This is a genomic window from Pseudarthrobacter naphthalenicus (genome assembly GCF_029076445.1).
In the GTDB taxonomy this organism is placed as follows: Bacteria; Actinomycetota; Actinomycetes; order Actinomycetales; family Micrococcaceae; genus Arthrobacter; species Arthrobacter naphthalenicus.
Genome location: NZ_JARESG010000004.1, coordinates 95,719 through 110,717, shown reverse-complemented (window position 1 = coordinate 110,717; position 14,999 = coordinate 95,719). Strand labels below are relative to the sequence as shown.

The following is a 14,999-nucleotide window of genomic DNA, read 5'->3' as shown; positions in this document are numbered from 1 at the left end:
CCAGCCGCCGCGCGTACGTTGGTGGCATGGGACTGAAGATCCAGATGGTGGTGGACAGTAAGAACCCGCACGAGCTCGCCGACTGGTGGGCGGAAACCCTGGGCTGGGCCGTGGAACCGCAGGATGAGGCCTTCATCCGCTCCATGATCAGCCAGGGCTACGCCACCGAAGAGGAAACCCTCATCCACCGCGGCAAACTTGTGTGGCGGACAGGACAGGCCATCCGGCCGGCGGAGGAACTCGAGGCAAAGGCACCCGCCCACCGGGTCCTGTTCCAGGCGGTCCCGGAAGGAAAAACCGTCAAGAACCGTGTCCATTGGGACGTCCGCCTGGACGGCCTGGACAAGGATGAGGTCCGGAAGCAACTGGAAGCCCGCGGGGCCACCTTCCTCTGGTCCGCCCACGAAGGCCCGCACGGATGGCACACCATGGCCGATCCCGAAGGCAACGAGTTCTGCATCAGCTGACCCGATTACTAGACTTGTCCGGTGAGCAACCAAATTCCCGCCAAGGTGTCCGACGTCTTTGACCCCACCCGCTGGCGCAGCGTCTCCGGCTTTGATGACTTCCAGGACATGACGTACCACCGGCAGGTGGAGCGCTCCGCGGACGGCACCGTGGCGAAAGATCTGCCCACCGTCCGGATTGCCTTCAACCGCCCCGAAGTCCGGAACGCGTTCCGCCCCGGCACGGTGGACGAGCTCTACCGTGCCATGGACCACGCCCGCATGACGCCGGACGTGGCCACGGTCCTGCTCACCGGCAACGGGCCCTCCCCCAAGGACGGCGGCCACTCCTTCTGCTCCGGCGGGGACCAGCGGATCCGTGGACGCGACGGGTACCGCTATGCGGACGGCGAGACCCAGGAAACCATTGACCCCGCCCGCGCCGGCCGCCTCCACATCCTGGAAGTCCAGCGGCTGATGCGCACCATGCCCAAGGTGGTCATCGCCGTCGTGAACGGCTGGGCCGCCGGCGGCGGGCACTCCCTGCACGTGGTCTCGGACCTCACCATCGCCTCCCGTCAGCACGGCAAGTTCAAGCAGACGGACGCCACGGTGGGAAGTTTCGACGCCGGCTACGGGTCCGCGCTGCTGGCCCGCCAGATCGGCCAGAAGGCTGCCCGGGAAATCTTCTTCCTGGCCCGCGAATACTCAGCCGAGGACATGGTCCGCATGGGCGCCGTGAACGAGGCCGTGGACCACGAGCGGCTCGAGGACGTGGCCCTGGAGTACGCCGCGGACATCGCCCGCCAGTCACCTCAGGCCATTCGTATGCTCAAGTTCGCCTTCAACCTCGCCGACGACGGCCTGGCCGGCCAGCAGGTCTTCGCCGGCGAAGCCACCCGGCTGGCGTACATGACGGACGAGGCCGTGGAGGGGAAGGAAGCCTTCCTGGAGAAGCGCGACCCGGACTGGTCCCGCTTCCCGCATTACTTCTAAGGCAGGACGGCACATGAACATCGGACGCCAGAACATCGGGCCCCTGGACATCGAACCGGCGCTCACCGCGCTGGCCGCCGCGCTCCGCGGTGAGGGTCCCGCCGTCGAACTTTCCGTAAACCCGGACGGTGAGCTGGTGGTGGGGCACACGGAGACGCCGGGCTGCGATGACGCTGTGGCCGTGGTGCGGACGTCCGGCTCAACCGGGGCGCCCAAGGCCACGGTGCTGACCGTGGAAGCGCTGGCGGCCTCTTCCATGGCCACTGCGCTCGCCCTCCAGGGCGAGGGCCAGTGGCTGCTGGCGCTGCCGGTGCAGTTCGTGGCCGGCGTCCAGGTCCTGGTCCGGTCGCTGTTTGCCGGCACCCGGCCATGGGTCATGGACATGTCCGGCGGCTTCACTCCGGCGGCGTTCACGGCCGGCGCGCTGGAACTGACGGACCCCATCCGGTTCACGTCCCTGGTGCCCACCCAACTGCAGCGCCTGCTGGAATCGCCGTCCCCGGATACCCTTGCGGTCCTGCGCCGGTTCGATGGCATCCTGCTGGGCGGCGCACCGGCGTCGCACGCGCTGCTGACCGCCGCGCGGGAGGCGGGCCTCAAGGTGATCACCACCTACGGCTCCGCCGAAACATGCGGTGGCTGCGTGTACGACGGCGTGCCGCTCACCGGCGTTGAGGTCCGGATCGCCGAGGACGGCCGCATCCTGCTGGGCGGCGACACCATCGCCGCCGGCTACCTCGACGCGCCCGAGAGCACGGACACGTTCTACGAGGAGGACGGCGTCCGCTGGTACCGCACCAATGACCTTGGCACCCTCGACGCGGACGGCCGGCTGACCATCCTGGGACGTGCCGATGACGTGATCATCACCGGCGGCGTCAAGGTCTCCGCCGCGCATGTGCAACAAGAGCTGGAAAAGTCCGACGGCGTCGCGGCGGCTTTTGTGGCCGGCGTTCCGTCCGCGGAGTGGGGCCAGGCCGTGGCCGCCTACGTTGCGCTGGCAGGCGGCGGCACGGACAGCGCCGTGCCCGGCACGGGCGCAGCGGAAGGCTCCCCCACCGGGGATCACGCCGTCGTGCTTGAACATGAGTGGCATCAGCGGCTCGGACTGCTCGCGCCCAAAACCATACTGGCCGCACCGGAGCTCCTGATGCTCCCCAACGGCAAGCCGGACCGGCTGGCCATGATCGAGCGGCTCAACGCCCTGCATCAGGGAAAGTAGAGTAGAGCTGCACCGGGCGCCCCAGCGGCGGCCGGCGCGCAACCCGTTTCACCGAACTCCCCGACCCAACACGAGGTACTCACCGTGGCCACAGCCGCACAATGGATCCAAGGCGCCCGGCTCCGCACATTGCCGGCCGCCATCGCCCCCGTGCTGATCGGCACCGCAGCGGCCTACGAGCTGGATTCGTTCCGTCCCGTCAACGCCGTGCTGGCCGCCCTGGTGGCGCTGCTCCTGCAGGTCGGGGTGAACTACGCCAATGACTATTCCGACGGCGTCCGCGGCACCGACGAGGACCGTGTGGGCCCGCTGCGGCTGGTGGGCTCCGGCGCTGCCAAGCCCGAGCACGTCAAGTACGCCGCGTTCGGAACGTTCGCCCTGGCCATGCTGTTCGGCCTGGCCCTGGTGGTGATCACCCAGAGCTGGTGGCTGATCCTGGTGGGAATCGGGTGCGTCATGGCCGCCTGGGGTTACACCGGCGGCAAAAACCCGTACGGCTACATGGGCCTGGGCGACGTGTTTGTTTTTGTCTTTTTCGGCCTCGTGGCCACGCTCGGCACCACGTATACGCAGGCCGGGCAGATCAGCCTTCCGGCCGTCATCGGCGCGATCGGCACGGGCCTGATCGCCTGCGCCCTGCTGATGGCCAACAACGTGCGCGACATCCCCACGGACATCCAGGCCGGCAAGAAAACCCTCGCCGTGCGCCTGGGTGACAAGCACGCCCGTGAAAGCTACGTGCTGATGCTGGCCGTAGCCATCCTGCTGGTGGTGATCCTGGCGCCCGGGCGGCCCTGGATCCTGATTGTACTGCTCCTCATCCCGGCCTGCCTGATGCCTGCCTGGCTGATGATCAACGGCCGCAAACGCAAGAGCCTGATCCCGGTGCTCAAGCAGACCGGCCTGATCAACCTTGGCTACAGCGTGCTGTTCTCACTGGGGCTGGTCCTCAGCCACGGGTTCTAGCGGGTTCTAGGCCTCGGGCGTCTTGGGCGTGCTGGTGCGGATGGTGACATCCGGGTTGCTGTCCAGGAGCTTGTCCTCCGCGTCAGCGTCAGCAACCTCACCCGCGCTGCGCAGGGGCTTGGCCTTGCCGGAGAACCGGTGGTGCAGGGAAGCGGTAGCGTCGTCGCGCTGCTTCTGGAAGAACAGGTAACTGATCGCAAAGGCAATGAGCCCGGCGCAGATCACCGACAGCACCGCCCCCAACTGCAGGAACATAAACAACACAAAGAGCGGCGCAAACAGCGCCAGCCGGATCAGGGAGTATTTCAGGAAAGCCACCATCCAAGTTTAGCCGCCCTGCCTGAACGCCAGCCGCCTGCGGACGATAGACTTAATGGCATGCTCTTCCGTGTGGTTCTGGCCGTCGCAGTACTCGTCATCTTTGTGTATGGACTGGTGGACGTGATCCGCACTGACGCCCGTCTGACCCGTGGCATCTCCAAGCCGGCCTGGATCGTGGTGATGATCATCCTGCCGGTGATCGGCGCGGTCCTGTGGCTGCTGATCGGCCGTCCCAGGAGTTCCGCCCCGGCTCCCCGCCAGTACAGCGGCCCCACCGCCCCGGATGATGATCCCGATTTCCTCCGGAACCTCGAGATCCGCCGCCGCAAACAGGCCGAAGCCGCCCGCCTCAAAAAGCTCAAGGACGAGCTGGAGTCCAAGGGCGAAGCCGGCCCTGCCGGCACCGGATCCGACGGCACCGGAGAGGCAGACACGCACGATACCGGCGACGTCAAGTAGGACTCATACGCCGGCACCCCCGCCGATGGATTCGTCCGTGGACCTGTTCTCGAAGTACTGGGTGACATCTCCGTCGGCCCAGATGTTCCGGGTGGCTGCCGGCTCGGTGACGGCGTCCCGGTCGTCCACGGATGAGGTCCACGAGTAGGTGGCCACCACGTTGGTCAGCTGCCGGACGGCGTGCTCGTGGTCGTGATCATAGCCGTGATGACCGTCGGCAGGAGGCGGTGTGACGGCGACAGCCCCGCCACGGCCCGCAGCAGCGACATTGCCGCCATTGGTGTATGACCGGTCCGCTGACGATGCGTCCACGGTGATGGGTGCGAAGTCCACGATCACCGGCATGACGGCATCGACCTCGGCAGGGCCCACGCCGCCAAGACCGGCGTCTTCCAGGACACGTTCCGGATCGGCCAGGAATTCCTGCGCAGCCTCCCGGTTTCGGAAAAGGCTCATTAGGAACACCACAAGGCCGTTGGCAAGGGTAGGCATTTGATGGTCCTCCCATCTTCTCAATTGGTGGGCCGCCCGGCCACGGAGACCGCGCCCATAGGTGCGGCAGGGGAATCACTCGTCTGGGGGGTCTCTGCTTCGAGGGCAAGGCGGAGCCTGACCAGCAGGTCGGAGCGGTTTTCGGCGCCCAGGCGGCGGCGCATGCGGGCAATGTGGTGCTCGGCGGTGCGCGGCGAGATGTAGATGGTTTCCCCGATCTCCCGGTACGTCTTCCCTTCCAGCACCAGCCTGGCCACTTCCTTTTCCCGTTCGCTCAGCACCGAGGCGTCCGGCCGGACGGCACCATTCCCACTGCCTTGCGCACTGCCGGGCGCACCGCGGACTTCAGGCTGCCCTTCGGACGAAGCGCCCGGTGAGTTTCCTTGCGGATGGAGGTCCCGCGCGCAGGAAAGCAGGCGCAGCATGTCCTGGCGCTCATCCGCCCGGGCAGCGGCGTGGCCGGCAAGCCGTGCACCCTCCCAGGGCATCCCGACAGCGTTCAAACCGCGCGCGGCGGCTTCAATGTCCGAGGCTTTAAAACTCCCCGCGAGCACCGATACCCAGGCCTTTCCCGCGGAGGCCAGCTGAGAGGCAAAGTGGCTGTTGTCCCCCGCCCGGACCAGGGCCGCGGCGTGGGGCGCCACGTCGGCAGGGCTTTCGCTGAGCAGTGCCGCCTGGACGGCAGCCCAGTGCAGGGGTATCGACCACAGCGGCGGATTGTCCAGGTCCCGCAGAAGTTTCCACGCTTCCTCGAGGTAGTGCGAGATCCGCCTGGTCTCCCTGAGCCGGGCGGCCGCAATCATGAGTTCCCCCCAGGGAAGGAGATTGTAGAGGTCCACGGTTGTGTGCAGCATTGCTTCGCGGGCGCGTTCCCAAGCCAGGATCAGGCCGTGGACTTCACCGCTTCTTCGCGCCAGCCCCACTTCCAGGGCAACGCCAAGGAACTCGTCCCGGGGCACCAGCGGCCAGTGGTTGGTCTTTGAGGCTTCGTTAATGGCCAGCCGCGCCTCGTCCGGGTTGTTCTGTTGCATGGCCGCCCACGCCTGAAGCAGGAACAGCCGCGGCTTCACGGCGTCCCCTCCCTGGCCGGCGGCTGCGGCTGTCTGCGCGATGGCTTCGGCCAGATGCGGCTCGCCGCTGTGAAGGGCAACCAGCGCGGCCAGCGCACCGGGCACGTCCGGCATGGGCAGGGCTGCTCCGGAGGCGTTCAGCGTGTCTGAAGCATGGATCAGGAGCAGCAGTCCCCGGTGCGGCTCGGCGGACAGCGATTCCATCAGGCCTGTGGCCGTTTGGGCCTGCGCCACGGCAAGGAAGGTGGGCGACGACGGCGCGGAGCCGGCGGGGAACATCGCCTCCGCACCTGCCCGGTTGCCGTGGCCGATCAGCGCCACCGCGGCGGCCGGACCGGACGGTCCCACCCGTTCCGGACCGAGCCAGCTGTAGACATCCGCGCTACGCGCCAGCATCCCCCGCTGTGCCCAGACGGCGGCCGAGACGTCAGCACCGCGCTGGAGATCCGGCGGATCAGGGCATATCAGGAGCGTATCGATGATCCGCCCGGCGGAATCAAGGTCGCCTGTGGCCCATGCTGACTGGGCGCGGCGCGCAGCGGTGGCCATTTCGTCGGCCCCGGCCAGCAGAGCCTCGTCGTAGAGCTGGCCGGCAAGCGCCGGATGGTGTTCCAGCGCGCGGTCCCCGGCCTTTTCGAGTTCAGCAGCCACCCGTTGGTCGGCCAGGCCGCTGCGTGCCAGTTCACGCGCCAGCTCGCCCAAAGGCCGGTCCTCGGCCGCGTAACAGCCCACCAGTTCACGCTGCAGTGCCTGGACGCGCGGTGTGGGCGTGGCGGTCAGCACGGCTTTTTGAACGGCGCCCGCCACCGTGCCGCCGGGTTGGAGAAGCCCGGACGCTTCCGCCCGGGCCACTAACGCTTCCATGCCCTCCGCCTGGCCGTCGGCCATCCTGCGTTCAAGTTCCTCCGGAAGTGGTCCCGGCAGCGTGAAGCCCACCGACAAGGCCAGGAGCAGTTCACGGACTGCCGCGTTCTCCCCTCGAAGCTGGTTGGCAATCTGGTGGGGATGCGGGGGCGCTGATGCTTCCTCGGCCGGTGTGGCCTGGTGGGGCATCACGCGTCACGCTGCCGGCGCCGTGGTCGGAGCAGCCGACGGAGCCGGCGCAATGGTGGTCGGCGCCGGCGCGGGGGCGACCGTCGTCGGTGCGGGAACCACCGGGGCGGGCGGAGGAACCACCGGGGCGGGCGCGGGGACAACCGTTGTCGGCGCGGGGACCACCGGAGGCGGCGCAGGGGCCGGCGGAGGGGCGGGAATGACCGGAGGCGGCGGAGGTGCCACCGTCGTCGGTGCAGGAACCACCGGAGCCGGCGGCTGAGTCGTTACCGGCGGCTGAGTCGTCACAGGCGGGGTGGTCACCGGCGGCTGAGCCGTCACCGGCGGGGTCGTCACAGGCGGGGTGGTCACCGGCGGGGTGGTCACCGGCGGCTGAGTCGTCGCAGGCGGCGTCGTCACCGGCGGCTGAGTCGTCACTGGCGGCTGAGTCGTCGCAGGCGGCGTAATCACCGGAGGCTGAGTCGTCACAGGCGGCGTCGTCACCGGCGGGGTCGTGCCGGGCGGGGTCGTCGAGGCCGGGGGCGTCGTTCCCGGTGCCGGAGCCGGCGCCGGCGCCGTTCCCGGTACCGCTGGAGTTCCCGGTCCGGCCACAAAGATGGGGCCGCCTACCGTGCCGGAGCCGCCGGGCGTGGACCCCACGGCCCCTCCCGGTGTCGAAGAGTTGGGCGGGGGTGCCGAGGTGGATGGCCTGTTACCAGGGGCCGCCCCTGCCTCTATGCCCGCTGCCGGGGCGGCCGGGACCGCCGGCCTGGCGCTGGCTTCAATGCCGGCGGGCGGTTCCTCAGCTCCCGGCGCCACGGCTCCCGGCGCCACGGCTGCAGGCGCGGCCGCGCCGGCCGCGCCGAGGGCGCCGGGAGCCGCCGGGGCCGACTGGGAGGGCGTGGCGTCCGGCACGAGCATGGCGGTGATGTTGCTCAGGCCGCCTGGGCTTTGCGCGGCGGCGGCGCTCAGGATGGTGAAGAGGGCGGCACCGGCAGCCACTGCAGTCAGCCGCACGGCAGGTCGCGGGGCATGGGCCCCGCCCCTCGCTGCATGGGCATGGTCGTGGTGGGCGCTCCCGGCAGGAATCCCCCTGGCACCGTCGCCGACGGCGGCGGTGCCAGTCAACGAGCCGAAGGCTGCCCCGGGTTCGGAGGACAAGCTGGCACGGCCCTGGGGGTCATGCGGCTCAACAGCTACATCTGCCGGCGCCGGGATTCCCGGCACCGCGTCAGCCGCGTCAGCAGGTTCGGCCGCCATTGCCGGTAGAACCCGTGTTGCAGCCGCGGCCGCACCGAAGCAGATGGAGGTCTGCGGGTCGGCATCGAACACGATGGGCCGGCCCAGCTGTTCTGACATCAGCTGCGCCGCCAACGGAATACTTGGAGACCCGCCGACCAGCAGCACCGCCGTCAGGTCTTCGGGTTCGAGCCCGAGGCTTGCGAGCGAACGTCCGAGGGCATCAACGGTGGCTCCGATGTGGTCCTTGATCCCGTCGCGCCGTACCGCGGCGTCAAAGTCGGCCCCGCCGAGTCCTTCGATGCCGCCCGGGCTGGCCAGTAATTCAAAGTGCCCCTCGCCGGTCCTCCGCAGGATGGCCGCGTCAAAGGTCCCGCCGTCCAGCTCGTAGACGGCGATGGTGCTGCCGTCCTCCACCCGCACCTGGGAGGCGTAATGCAGCACGGCTGCTTCGGGTTCGGTAATCAGGGTGACGTTGTGCAGGCCCTGGTTGGCGAGGGCCGCAAGGACGGCGGAGGTCAGGGGCGCTCCCCAGGACGCCGGGTGGGTGATGACGATTTCCGCCGGCAGATCGCCCTCGCGTTCTTCGGCCCGGTCCACCACCCAGCGGGCCATGGTGGCAAAGATTTCCTCAGCCGGAAGGGACAGTGTTCCCACCACGAACGGATCAGGGTCTCCGAGCCGGCGCTTGAACCCGCGCACTAACCGGCCGGGGTCCTCCAGGCCGAGCCGCTCGGCAGCCTCGCCTGCCAGGACCGGCCCCTCTTCGGGGTAGTACACCACCGAAGGGACCGCGTTTCCACCGCGGTCCAAGGGCAGGCCCTCGGGGACGGCCGGGGCATTGTGGTCCAGGGTGGCAATGGCGGCGGCAGTGGAACTGGTCCCGATATCAACGGCGAGAACGTAGCTCATGGGTACCTCAGAACAATGCAGCTGGCCGATCCGCGAGCTTCATCACGGACGAGCTTCAACCAAGGTAGCATCACCGCTTGCCGGGCGACAGCCTCGTTAGGACATCGCGAGGTGTATCATGCCGGCGCTCGGAAGGACCCGAATGAAACCCCTGCTCAGAGGCCCGAGTAGGAATGCAGGCCGTTGAAGAACTGATTAACAATCGTGAAGTTAAAGACCACGCAGAGGTATCCGACGATCGACAGCCAGGCGGCCCGGGTGCCTGTCCAGCCGCGGGTGGCACGGGCGTGGAGGTAGCCGGCGTAGACCACCCAGATCACGAAGGTCCAGACTTCCTTGGTGTCCCAGCCCCAGAACCGGCCCCAGGCCTTTTCAGCCCAGATGGCGCCGAACATCAGGGTGAAGGTCCAGCCGATGAAGGCGATCGCATTGATCCGGTAGGAGAGGTTTTCCAGGCTCAGGGCGGAAGGCACCAGGCGCATGAAGCCAAGCTTGTCGGCGCCGCCGGCGGCAATGGTCTTTTGCCGGTGGGACTGAACAAGCTGCAGCGCGGACATGGCAAAGGTCAGGGTAAAGAGCGCCGAGGACATCACGGCGATGGAGACGTGGATGATGAGCCAGTAGCTTTGCAGGGCCGGCACCAGGTGGCCCACCGGGGTCCAGTACGCGACGGAGGCGGCCACCAGCATGACGATGGCCAGGCCAACAACAAACGTGCCCAGGAACCGGAGGTCACGGCGGATCAGCACCAGCAGGAACACGGCTACCGCCACAAAGGCGCCCGTGGTGAGGAATTCGTACATGTTGCCCCACGGCACGCGGCCGGCACCGAGCGCACGCGTCACGACGCCGGCGCCGTGGATCAGGACACCCAACACGGTCAGGGCCACCGCAACCCGCGCCGGGACGCGGCGTTCGGCTGCGTAGCGCATGTCGGCGTCGGCCGTTTGTCCCGCCGGGGACCCTGCACCGGCCTGCTTGGCGGCGGACGACGACGGTCGTTCAGCCCTCCCCGCCGGCCCGGCCAGGTGCGAATCCACCCTGTTCGCTGAAGCGCCGGCGTGAAGCGAAGCGCCTGCTCCGGCAGCCACCGGGACCTTGGCCTCGTCAACAGCCCCTGCAGCGTCCGCTGCCTTGAGGTCGATGGCGCGCAACGCCTTGCTGCTTTTCGCCAGGTCCCAGGCGAAGGCGATGAAGGCCACGGTGTAGGTGCCGGCGGCGAGCAGCATCAGCAGTTCGCTGTATGCGCCCATGGTTTCGTTAATGACGAAAGGCATTACTGGTCCTTTGTGGGTCCGGCGGAGCCGGTGGGAGTGGTGACGGAGTCTGCGCCATTATCGCCCTGGCGGCTGGGAATTTGCTGGGTGGGTTCGGAAACTTCGAGTTGCCACTCTTCGGAGAGGAGCTTGCGGATGGACTGCGCCTCGGCGGCCAGCCGGTGATCCTCGCCGCGCGCCAGGAGCCCGTATTCCACCATGGTCCGGCCGTCCTCGTGGGTCCCGGTGCGGATCCAGACACGGCGGCGGTTGACGTAGAGCGAGACGATCAGTCCTCCCACGGCGAGCAGGGCGAAGATCAGGGCGGCGACCTGGCCGGGGTTGTGGTGGATGTCCACCCCGACGTACCGCTTCACGCCGTCGAAAGTGATACTGCCCTTGCCGTCCGGCAGGGTGTGGGTGCTGCCCGGCGCCAGGGTGATGCCGCCGGCCGCCAGGGTCCGGTTATTCAGCGGGGTCAGGCCCTTGACGTCCAGTTCGAAGACGTTCTGGGGTGCACCGTTGTCAAGGCCAAGGTCCCCGTAGTAGGAGTTCAGGGTCAGCTGGGGGTTGAACAGGTCCGGATCGCCGCTGAACGAAACGCCTGCGTCGGTGACAAACGCCGTGGGCAGGAAGAAGCCCACAAAGCCCAGCTGGTCCGGACGGGCGTCGGGGACCTTGATGACCACGGACGAGTAGTAATTCTCGCCCTGGAGCTTGGCCACCACGGGGCCCTGCATGGCCACATTGCCGGCGCCGTCGCGGATGGTCACCACGGGGGCGTAGCCGTTGCCGGTGAGGTAGATGCTGGTGCCGCCCAGGGTGACGGGGTCGTTGACTTTGAGGACCTCCTGCTTGGCGGGTGCGTCAGGGTTTTCCTTGGTGGTCACCTGCGCGTTGAAGTCGATGGGCTGGCCGAACTTGCCCGGGGATTCGCGGTCGAACGTGACATCGAATTTGTCCAGCTGGATGGAGTAGGGCTGCAACTGGCTGGACTGGAAGTTGGTGCCGGGGGTGAACTGGTCATAGCCCACCAGGGTGTTCACGAACGTATCGCCCTCGACCAGGATGCGCTGGCCGCTGTAACCGAACAGGCCGCCGACGGCCACGGACACCAGGACGCCGATCAGCGAGGTGTGGAACACCAGGTTCCCCACCTCCTTGGCGAAGCCGCGCTCGGCACCCAAAGACGGCCGCGCGCCGTCGTCGTCCCTGACCTCAACGCGGTAGCCGCGCTTCCGGAGCAGCCCCGCGGCACTGTGGATGGCGTCCGACGCCGGGAGGCCGGCGTCGGCGGGCACCACCAGGGTGCCGTACTCGGGGAGGCGCGAGAGCCTTTTGGGGGTCCGCGGCGGCTGGGAGCGCATGGCCCTGTAGTGGGCGATGGCGCGCGGCACCACACAACCGATCAGCGAGATGAAGAGAAGGATGTAGATGGCCGAGAACCACGCCGAGGAGTAAACGTCGAAGAGCTGCAGGGTGTCCAGCAGTTTTCCGTAGTCCCCGTTGTCCTTGATGTACTGCGTCACCACGAACGGGTTGGCCGGGCGCTGCGGGAACAGCGAGCCCGGCACGGCGGCAACCGCCAGCAGGAGCAGGAGGAAGAGCGCTGTGCGCATGCTGGTCAGCTGGGTCCAGGCCCAACGGAGCATCCCCAGGGGTCCCAGGACGGGGAGGGCCGTATTTGCCTTGGCAGCGGCTACGGGGGCCGGGGATTTTGTTTTTGCTTTCACGCGCTCGCTCATCAGATCGGCAACTTCACATCAGTTTGGAACCAGTACTGCAGTTCGGTGACCCAGGTGCCCCAGACGCCGCTGGCCATCAGCAGGCCAAGCACCACCAGGATGCCGCCGCCGATCCGCTGGATGGCCACGCGGTGCCGGCGGAAAAAGGACATCACGCCCATGCCCCGCCGGACCGCCAGGGCGATCAGGAGGAAGGGGATGCCCAGGCCCAGGCTGTAGACGAACGCCAGGAAGGCGCCCTTTGCGGCGGATGAGCCGCCGGAGAGGCTCAGCAGCTGGACGGCGGAGTAGGTGGGGCCGATGCACGGGGCCCAGCCCAAGCCGAAGGTGAGGCCCAGCAGGGGCGCCCCCCACAGGCCGGCCGGCGGTTTCGCGTGAATCTTGGCGTCCCGCTGCAGCCAGCCCAGGCCGCCCATGAACACCACGCCCATGATGATCACCAGGACGCCCAGGAGCTGGGTGATCCAGGCGTTCTGCGATCCGGTGATGAGCGTGCCGAGCTGGCCGAAGGCGCCGCCCAGCAGCACAAAAATGACCGAGAATCCCAAGACAAACAACCCGATGCCGGCGAACATCCGGCCGCGTTTCTGCTTCTGCAGGTCCACTCCGCTCAGGCCGGTCACGTAGCCGAGGTAGCCGGGGACCAGGGGCAGCACGCACGGGGACAGGAAGGACACCAGTCCGGCGAGCAGGGCGACCGGGATGGCAAGCAGGAGGGAGCCGTTCAGGATGGTTTCGGCAAAGGGGCTGTTCACGGTACGGGGCCGCCGCTACTCTGCCACGGCGGCGGTGATGAGGGCTTTGAGGGTGCCCTTCTGGATTTCGCCCAGCACACGCGAGGCCACCCGGCCCTGCTTGTCCAGGACCAGGGTGGTGGGGACGGCGCCCGGCGGGACAATCCCGGAGACGGCCAGGAGCACGCCGCCGTCTTTGTCGTCGAAGCTGGGGTAGGTCAGGTTGAAGGTCTTGTCGAAAGCCTCGGCGGTGGCTTTTTCATCGCGGAGGTTGACGCCGAAGAACTGCACGCCCTGGTCCTTGAACTCCTGGTGCAGCTCTTCCAGGATGGGCGCTTCCACCCGGCAGGGCGCGCAGGCGGCGAACCAGAAGTTCAGGACCGTCACCTTGCCCTGGAAATCCTGGGGCGTGACGGTGGTGCCGTTGAAAAGGGTGCCGTTGACGGCGATGGCCGACTTGCGGTCGGCCGCCGCAAATTCCGTCACGGAGCCATCGCCGGCGATGTAGTTCTTGTTGTCGCCGGCTTTCGCCTGCTTGGCGAGGGCATCCTCCTGTGCGCAGGCGGAGAGCCCCAGGGTGAGTGCGGTCAGGACGGCACCGCCCGCGGCCAGGACGGCGCGGCGGGATGCCGGGCGCGGGTTGGACGTCATCTTATGCCCCCGGGGTGGTGGCAGCACCGGGGAGAAGGGCGGCAGCGGGCTCACTGTATTCGACGCGCAGGAGGGCGCCGGCGTCGTCGAACACCAGGGAGGTGATGGACGTCAGCGTGCACTCACGTTTGCGGGGGTCATGCCAGAGCGGACGGCCCTCGGCACTGAGGCGGGTGGCCCAGATGGGGAGCTGGTGGCTGACCATGATGGCCTCGGGGCCGTTTGTTCCGTAGTCGCCCGCGGCCAGTTCGATCGCCCGGAGCCGGGCGTCCTGAACGGCGGCGCGGACACGCGCGGCCTGCTCCTTGTACGGCTCGCCCCAGGACGGCCGGAGCGGGTTGATCAGGTGCGGCCAGTGCCTTGGCCTTTTGAGCTCGGCCTTGGTGACCTTCATGCCCTGAAAGTAGTTTTCCGCTTCGATGATGCGCTCGTCAGTATGGATCTGAAGCTGCAGGGCCTCTGCGGCGGGGGCCGCGGTTTCCTGGGCCCTGACCAGCGGCGAGGACGCAAGGTAGACAAAACGGGCACCCTGCGCGGCGCGGTCGGCGAAGTACGCGGCGAGAACCTGCGCCATCTCCCGGCCCAGCTCGGAGAGGTGGAATTCGGGCAGCCGTCCGTACAGAACGCCGTCGGGATTATGGACCTCGCCGTGGCGGAGCAGATGGACAGTGGCTTGGGGCATGTGTACCAGTTTCTCAAAGATGGCGTGCGATCCGAAATCTTCTACATTTCGTAGAACTGAAACTCTGGGAAAAAAGTTCCTTAACATGGAACAAAACATGCAAATGCATGCTTATAGTAGATGCAGCGGATAGTTGAGACTTCAACTGATCAGCCTATCCGGAACTACCACCCGACAATTTCAAGGAGAAATACCATGGCTCTTCCCGCAGACGTCACCACCGGCACCTGGACCCTCGACCCCTCACACAGCGAAATCGGCTTCACCGTTCGCCACGCAGGCATCAGCAAGGTCCGGGGCCAGTTCAAGGATGCAACAGCAACCTTGGAGCTTGCCGATAACGTGGCCGATTCCAAAATCAGCGCCACCATTCAGACCGCCAGCTTCGACTCCGGTGACGCCAACCGCGACGGCCACGTCCGCGGCGAAGACTTCTTCGACGTCGAGAAGTTCCCGGAAATCTCCTTCGTCTCCAACGGCCTCGTGGCCGCCGGCGACAGCTACGAGCTGACCGGTGACCTCACCATCAAGGGCGTCACCCGTCCGGTCACCCTGGAGACAGAGTTCAACGGCGTGGCTGTTGACCCGTTCGGCATGACCCGCGCCGGCGTATCCGCCGAAACCACCATCAGCCGCAAGGACTTCGGCCTGACCTGGAACGCCATCCTCGACGCCGGCGGCGTCCTGGTCAGCGACAAGGTTGCCGTCAACCTTGAGCTGGCATTCATCGCCCCCGCAGCATAATTCTTTTCAAACTGCGCCCGGCCGCAGGCTCC

The 14,999-nt window shown here is 67.5% G+C and carries 15 protein-coding genes; 6 read left to right on the top strand and 9 right to left on the bottom strand.

All coding sequences use genetic code 11. The features are described 5' to 3' along the window. The first annotated feature begins 26 nt into the window (after positions 1-26). The 4 genes from PY310_RS05565 to PY310_RS05550 all read left to right on the top strand — a co-directional run bounded on the left by PY310_RS05565 (position 27) and on the right by PY310_RS05550 (position 3,630). On the top strand, positions 27-467 hold the full coding sequence (locus PY310_RS05565; RefSeq protein WP_275213274.1) for a VOC family protein: 441 nt from the start codon (positions 27-29) through the stop codon (positions 465-467). Positions 468-488: 21 nt separating this feature from the next. Then, positions 489-1,442 carry a 1,4-dihydroxy-2-naphthoyl-CoA synthase gene (locus PY310_RS05560; RefSeq protein ID WP_275213273.1) on the top strand — a complete coding sequence of 318 codons (954 nt, stop codon included), beginning with the start codon at positions 489-491 and terminating at the stop codon, positions 1,440-1,442. 13 nt (positions 1,443-1,455) lie between these two features. After that, positions 1,456-2,664, top strand: a complete 1,209-nt coding sequence (locus tag PY310_RS05555) for an AMP-binding protein (RefSeq protein WP_275213271.1) — start codon at positions 1,456-1,458, stop codon at positions 2,662-2,664. Between the two features lie 84 nt (positions 2,665-2,748). Continuing rightward, positions 2,749-3,630 (top strand): 1,4-dihydroxy-2-naphthoate polyprenyltransferase, encoded by an 882-nt coding sequence (locus tag PY310_RS05550; protein WP_275213270.1) that lies wholly within the window; start codon positions 2,749-2,751, stop codon positions 3,628-3,630. Positions 3,631-3,636: 6 nt separating this feature from the next. Here PY310_RS05550 and PY310_RS05545 read toward each other — a convergent pair whose 3' ends face one another. Next, positions 3,637-3,951, bottom strand: a complete 315-nt coding sequence (locus PY310_RS05545) for a DUF4229 domain-containing protein (protein ID WP_275213268.1) — start codon at positions 3,949-3,951, stop codon at positions 3,637-3,639. Positions 3,952-4,008: 57 nt separating this feature from the next. On the opposite strand from PY310_RS05545, the gene PY310_RS05540 reads away from it, so the two are divergent. Further along, complete coding sequence (locus PY310_RS05540; RefSeq protein WP_275213267.1) at positions 4,009-4,410, top strand: PLD nuclease N-terminal domain-containing protein; 402 nt, start codon at positions 4,009-4,011, stop codon at positions 4,408-4,410. Positions 4,411-4,413: 3 nt separating this feature from the next. Here the strand turns inward: PY310_RS05540 and PY310_RS05535 are convergent, their stop codons facing one another. The 8 genes from PY310_RS05535 to PY310_RS05500 all read right to left on the bottom strand — a co-directional run bounded on the left by PY310_RS05535 (position 4,414) and on the right by PY310_RS05500 (position 14,223). Then, positions 4,414-4,902, bottom strand: coding sequence for an IniB N-terminal domain-containing protein (locus PY310_RS05535; RefSeq protein WP_275213266.1), 489 nt, complete (start codon positions 4,900-4,902; stop codon positions 4,414-4,416). A gap of 20 nt (positions 4,903-4,922) precedes the next feature. Beyond that, on the bottom strand, positions 4,923-7,025 hold the full coding sequence (locus PY310_RS05530; protein ID WP_275213265.1) for a LuxR C-terminal-related transcriptional regulator: 2,103 nt from the start codon (positions 7,023-7,025) through the stop codon (positions 4,923-4,925). A gap of 6 nt (positions 7,026-7,031) precedes the next feature. Further along, on the bottom strand, positions 7,032-9,155 hold the full coding sequence (locus PY310_RS05525) for an Hsp70 family protein (RefSeq protein ID WP_275213264.1): 2,124 nt from the start codon (positions 9,153-9,155) through the stop codon (positions 7,032-7,034). 155 nt (positions 9,156-9,310) lie between these two features. After that, positions 9,311-10,432: a c-type cytochrome biogenesis protein CcsB gene (gene ccsB, locus PY310_RS05520; protein ID WP_275213262.1), complete on the bottom strand. Its 1,122-nt coding sequence runs from the start codon at positions 10,430-10,432 to the stop codon at positions 9,311-9,313. Continuing rightward, complete coding sequence (gene resB / locus PY310_RS05515) at positions 10,432-12,156, bottom strand: cytochrome c biogenesis protein ResB (protein WP_275213260.1); 1,725 nt, start codon at positions 12,154-12,156, stop codon at positions 10,432-10,434. The genes ccsB and resB overlap by 1 nt, the downstream gene beginning before the upstream one ends. After that, positions 12,156-12,911 (bottom strand): cytochrome c biogenesis CcdA family protein, encoded by a 756-nt coding sequence (locus PY310_RS05510; RefSeq protein WP_275213259.1) that lies wholly within the window; start codon positions 12,909-12,911, stop codon positions 12,156-12,158. The genes resB and PY310_RS05510 overlap by 1 nt, the downstream gene beginning before the upstream one ends. Before the next feature lie 15 nt (positions 12,912-12,926). Further along, the gene (locus tag PY310_RS05505) at positions 12,927-13,541 is read right to left on the bottom strand and encodes a TlpA family protein disulfide reductase (RefSeq protein WP_275213258.1); all 615 of its coding nucleotides are present in this window, start codon (positions 13,539-13,541) and stop codon (positions 12,927-12,929) included. Position 13,542: 1 nt separating this feature from the next. Beyond that, entirely contained in the window at positions 13,543-14,223 is a 681-nt protein-coding gene (locus PY310_RS05500; RefSeq protein WP_275213257.1) for a histidine phosphatase family protein, read from the bottom strand. 195 nt (positions 14,224-14,418) lie between these two features. Between PY310_RS05500 and PY310_RS05495 the strand changes: the two genes are divergently transcribed. Beyond that, entirely contained in the window at positions 14,419-14,967 is a 549-nt protein-coding gene (locus PY310_RS05495; RefSeq protein WP_275213256.1) for a YceI family protein, read from the top strand. The last annotated feature ends 32 nt before the right edge of the window (positions 14,968-14,999 follow it).

Excerpts from the sequence above, each read along its gene's own strand:
- resB (WP_275213260.1), bottom strand. The coding sequence starts at position 12,156 with ATGAGCGAGCGCGTGAAAGCAAAAACAAAATCCCCGGCCCCCGTAGCC.
- PY310_RS05545 (WP_275213268.1), bottom strand. The coding sequence starts at position 3,951 with ATGGTGGCTTTCCTGAAATACTCCCTGATCCGGCTGGCGCTGTTTGCG.
- PY310_RS05500 (WP_275213257.1), bottom strand. The coding sequence starts at position 14,223 with ATGCCCCAAGCCACTGTCCATCTGCTCCGCCACGGCGAGGTCCATAAT.
- PY310_RS05525 (WP_275213264.1), bottom strand. The coding sequence starts at position 9,155 with ATGAGCTACGTTCTCGCCGTTGATATCGGGACCAGTTCCACTGCCGCC.
- PY310_RS05565 (WP_275213274.1), top strand. The coding sequence starts at position 27 with ATGGGACTGAAGATCCAGATGGTGGTGGACAGTAAGAACCCGCACGAG.
- PY310_RS05495 (WP_275213256.1), top strand. The coding sequence starts at position 14,419 with ATGGCTCTTCCCGCAGACGTCACCACCGGCACCTGGACCCTCGACCCC.
- ccsB (WP_275213262.1), bottom strand. The coding sequence starts at position 10,432 with ATGCCTTTCGTCATTAACGAAACCATGGGCGCATACAGCGAACTGCTG.
- PY310_RS05535 (WP_275213266.1), bottom strand. The coding sequence starts at position 4,902 with ATGCCTACCCTTGCCAACGGCCTTGTGGTGTTCCTAATGAGCCTTTTC.
- PY310_RS05555 (WP_275213271.1), top strand. The coding sequence starts at position 1,456 with ATGAACATCGGACGCCAGAACATCGGGCCCCTGGACATCGAACCGGCG.
- PY310_RS05530 (WP_275213265.1), bottom strand. The coding sequence starts at position 7,025 with ATGCCCCACCAGGCCACACCGGCCGAGGAAGCATCAGCGCCCCCGCAT.
- PY310_RS05505 (WP_275213258.1), bottom strand. The coding sequence starts at position 13,541 with ATGACGTCCAACCCGCGCCCGGCATCCCGCCGCGCCGTCCTGGCCGCG.
- PY310_RS05540 (WP_275213267.1), top strand. The coding sequence starts at position 4,009 with ATGCTCTTCCGTGTGGTTCTGGCCGTCGCAGTACTCGTCATCTTTGTG.